Raw genomic sequence first — 314 nt, 5'->3', positions numbered from 1 at the left:
ACCGCATCCCATGCTTCTATGTCGGTATTTTCCTCCAGGACTATTTCCGGGGACAGCGACACCGTCTGCTTGATGATAATATCGGCGGAGAGCTTATCCCGAACAGACTGAACCACGCTCTGCAAATCAACGCCAGCCTGGTCGATCTTGTTGATAAAGATAACGGTGGGAATGTTCATTTTCCGCAGGGCATGGAACAGAATACGGGTCTGGGCCTGCACGCCATCTTTAGCGGAGATCACCAAGATGGCCCCATCTAAAACAGCCAAAGAGCGGTACACCTCCGCCAAAAAATCCATGTGGCCGGGCGTATC

General features: G+C 52.2%; 1 protein-coding gene. It reads right to left on the bottom strand.

Going from position 1 to position 314, the window contains the following annotated elements:
* Positions 1–314 (bottom strand): GTP-binding protein (locus ACTNBK_RS17240; RefSeq protein WP_441147932.1); only part of this gene is annotated, 314 nt, incomplete at both ends.

It is taken from the genome of Intestinimonas sp. HCP28S3_D6 (assembly GCF_052065695.1).
Lineage (GTDB): Bacteria > Bacillota > Clostridia > Oscillospirales > Oscillospiraceae > Intestinimonas.
The sequence above is the reverse complement of the archived record's forward strand: the minus strand, read 5'-3'. Positions and strand labels throughout refer to the sequence as shown.